The 3,773-nt window shown below is 59.1% G+C and carries 3 protein-coding genes and 1 pseudogene; 3 read left to right on the top strand and 1 reads right to left on the bottom strand.

Annotated features, from left to right (window positions below; genetic code table 11):
• A pseudogene (locus AC1DRJ_RS21340) lies at positions 1-95 on the bottom strand (helix-turn-helix domain-containing protein); the annotation flags it as partial.
• 161 nt (positions 96-256) lie between these two features.
• On the opposite strand from AC1DRJ_RS21340, the gene AC1DRJ_RS21335 reads away from it, so the two are divergent.
• The 3 genes from AC1DRJ_RS21335 to AC1DRJ_RS21325 form a co-directional block, all read left to right on the top strand.
• A complete protein-coding gene (locus AC1DRJ_RS21335) occupies positions 257-1,615 on the top strand; it encodes a glutamine synthetase family protein (RefSeq protein ID WP_477803883.1) in 1,359 nt (452 codons plus the stop codon).
• 144 nt (positions 1,616-1,759) lie between these two features.
• Positions 1,760-2,848 (top strand): polyamine ABC transporter substrate-binding protein, encoded by a 1,089-nt coding sequence (locus tag AC1DRJ_RS21330; protein ID WP_477803882.1) that lies wholly within the window; start codon positions 1,760-1,762, stop codon positions 2,846-2,848.
• The coding region (locus tag AC1DRJ_RS21325) for an NAD(P)/FAD-dependent oxidoreductase (protein WP_477803881.1) at positions 2,845-3,773 on the top strand (929 nt) is incomplete at its 3' end. The genes AC1DRJ_RS21330 and AC1DRJ_RS21325, both read left to right, overlap by 4 nt.

Raw genomic sequence — 3,773 nt, 5'->3', positions numbered from 1 at the left:
TGATAGTGCTGTACCCAACCGGGTGTCGCGCGGATTTGCTCGGCAACATCTTCGGTGTTGAAGGCTTGGACCTGTATCGGACTGGACGCTGACATGGGAGACCTTACGCACTCGTTTGGTGCGTTTTGGTGCTGCTTAAAGTGGATAGATGGAACCGCAAGGCTCGCCCAAGATAGTCGTCAACGCGTCTCAGGGGAAGAGTGCGGTGCATGAAACCGCCCTCCCCGACGTTAATAAAACCAATAACGAGGTCTTTATGAATGCCCCTTTCGATCAGCTGTTCACGTGGCTGAAAGATCACAAGATTACCGAAGTCGAGTGTGTGGTCAGCGACTTGACCGGCATTGCACGCGGCAAGATTGCACCCACCAACAAGTTCCTGCATGAGCGAGGCATGCGCCTGCCGGAAAGTGTGCTTTTGCAAACGGTAACCGGGGACTTTGTCGACGACGACATCTACTACGACCTGCTCGACCCGGCCGACATCGACATGGTCTGCAAGMCAGACGCTGACGCGGTTTATGTCATTCCATGGGCCATCGAGCCCACCGCTATCGTCATCCACGACACCTTCGACAAGTTCGGCAACCCGATCGAACTGTCGCCGCGTAACGTGCTGAAAAAAGTGCTGCAACTGTACACCGACAAAGGCTGGAGGCCGATTGTCGCGCCGGAAATGGAGTTCTACCTGACCCAGCGTTGTGAAGACCCGGACTTGCCACTCAAAGCGCCGATGGGTCGCTCGGGCCGTGCGGAAAGTGGTCGTCAGTCGTTTTCCATCGACGCTGCCAACGAATTCGATCCGCTGTTCGAAGACGTCTATGACTGGTGCGAACTCCAGGGCCTGGACCTCGACACCTTGATCCATGAAGACGGCCCCGCGCAGATGGAAATCAACTTCCGTCACGGCAACGCGCTGGACCTGGCGGACCAGATCACCGTGTTCAAACGCACCCTGCGTGAGGCTGCGCTCAAGCACAACGTCGCGGCGACGTTCATGGCCAAACCGATTGGCGATGAGCCCGGCAGCGCCATGCATATCCATCAGAGCGTGGTCGACATCGCCACCGGCCAGCCGATTTTCGCCAACGCCGATGGCTCCATGAGCGAGCTGTTTCTGCATCACATCGGTGGCCTGCAAAAGTACATTCCCAAAGTACTGCCGATGTTCGCGCCCAACGTGAACTCGTTCCGCCGCTTCTTGCCGGACACCTCGGCACCGGTCAACGTCGAGTGGGGTGAAGAAAACCGTACCGTCGGCTTGCGTGTGCCGACTTCATCGCCTGACGCCATGCGCGTGGAAAACCGCTTGCCGGGCGCCGACGCCAACCCGTACCTGGCGATTGCCGCCAGCTTGCTGTGCGGTTACCTGGGCATGGTCGAGCGCATCGATCCGAGCGCAGCGGTGCAAGGGCGTGCCTATGAACGTCGCAACCTGCGCTTGCCGATCACCATCGAAGACGCGCTGACGCAGATGGAAGAATGCGCCACCGTCGAGCGTTATCTGGGCAGCAAATTTGTCCGTGGCTACGTCGCGGTCAAGCGTGCCGAGCATGAGAACTTCAAGCGGGTGATCAGCTCCTGGGAACGGGAATTCTTGATGATGAGCGTCTAAAACAACAAAAAATCAACCAACGATCGTTCACACGCTCTGCGTGGGAATGCCTCAAGGGACGCTCTGCGTTCCAATGGGACGCGGAGCGTCCCGGGCTGCATTCCCACGCAGAGCGTGGGAACGATCACTGAAAGAGGTGTCAATATGCGTCTACTGAAATCGGCAGTCCCGCTCGCGCTCGCGATGATGTGCAGCGCCGTTGCGCTGGCTCAGCCACAGGTCAGCGTCTACAACTGGACCGATTACATCGGCGAAACCACCCTCGCCGACTTCCAGGCGAAAACCGGGATCAAGGTGATCTACGACGTCTTCGATTCCAACGAAACCCTGGAGGGCAAACTGCTCGCAGGTCGCACCGGCTATGATGTGGTGGTGCCGTCCAACCACTTCCTCGCACGTCAGGTGAAAGCCGGCGCGTTCCTGAAGCTGGACCGCGAACAACTGCCGAACTTCAAAAATCTCGACCCGAAACTGTTGGCGTTGCTGGAAAAGAACGACCCGGAAAACGCGCACTCCGTCCCGTACCTGTGGGGCACCAATGGCATCGGCTATAACGTCGACAAGGTCAAGCAAGTGCTGGGCATCGATCACATCGATTCCTGGGCCGTTTTGTTCGAACCGGAAAACATCAAGAAACTCAGCCAGTGCGGCGTGTCAATGATGGACTCGGCCGATGAAGTGTTCCCGGCGATGCTCAATTACATGGGCATGGACCCGCGCAGCGAAAACCCCGAAGACTTTAAAAAGGCCGAAGCCAAGCTGTTGGCCATCCGTCCTTACATCACCTACTTCCACTCCTCCAAGTACGTGTCCGATCTGGCCAACGGCGACATTTGCGTAGCGTTCGGCTACTCGGGTGACGTGTTCCAGGCCGCCAACCGCGCCAAGGAAGCCAAGAACGGCGTGAACATCGCCTACGCCATTCCCAAGGAAGGCAGCAACCTGTGGTTCGACTTACTGGCCGTGCCTGCCGATGCCAGCAACACCAAAGAAGCCCACGCGTTCATCAACAACCTGCTGGACCCGCAAGTGATCGCCAAGGTCAGCGCTTCGGTCGGTTACGCCAACCCGAACCCGGCCGCCAAAGCGTTCATGGACCCCGAACTGGTGAACAATCCTGAGGTTTACCCACCACAAGACGTCCTCGACAAACTCTACATTTCGACCACCCCGCCCCAGGCGATCATGCGTTTGATGACCCGTTCCTGGAGCAAAGTGAAATCCAACAAATGAATCAATACACCCACGAACACGCTCACTCCTACTATGCCGCGTCGGCTAACGACCTGACGCCACGCCCCGCGCTGACTTCGGACCTGGTAGCCGATGTCTGCGTGATCGGCGGCGGCTTCACCGGCATCAACACGGCCATCGAACTGGCGCAGCGGGGGCTCTCGGTGATTGTGCTCGAGGCCCGACGGATTGGCTGGGGGGCCAGCGGACGCAACGGTGGACAGTTGATTCGTGGCATTGGCCACGACGTCAGCGGGTTTGCCAAGCATATCGGCGTCGAAGGTGTGCGCTATCTGGAACGTGCCGGGATCGAATCAGTGCACGTGGTGGGCAACCGGATCCGCGAACACGGCATCGATTGCGACCTGCGCTGGGGCTTTTGTGAACTGGCCAACACCCCGGCGCAATTCGCCGGACTGAAAGCCGAGCACGCTGAGCTGATCGAGTCGGGTTACGCCCACGAAACGCGCCTGTTCGAACCCGGGCAGATCCGCGAACACGTGGTGAACTCCGGCGTGTATGCCGGTGGCTTGGTGGACATGGGCTCGGGGCATTTGCACCCGCTGAACCTGGTCCTCGGTGAAGCAAAAGTCGCGCAATCACTGGGGGTGCAGATCTTCGAGCAGAGTCCGGTGCTGGAGTTGATTCATGGCGGCACTGTGCAGGTCCGGTGTGCCGGCGGCACGGTTCGCGCCGGCAGCCTGGTACTGGCCTGCAACGCGCACCTGGAGGAACTCGAACCCAAGCTCAGCGGCAAGGTGCTCCCGGCGGGCAGTTACATCATCGCCACCGAGCCCCTGTCGGAGGACGCTGCCGCGCAACTGATCCCGCATAACGTTGCGTTGTGTGACCAGAAAGTCGGCCTGGATTATTACCGGCTCTCGGCGGACCGGCGCTTGCTGTTTGGCGGTGCCTGCCATTACTC

The sequence above is a fragment of the Pseudomonas sp. P5_B2 genome (assembly GCF_056400445.1).
This window is presented reverse-complemented; position numbering and strand designations above follow the sequence as displayed.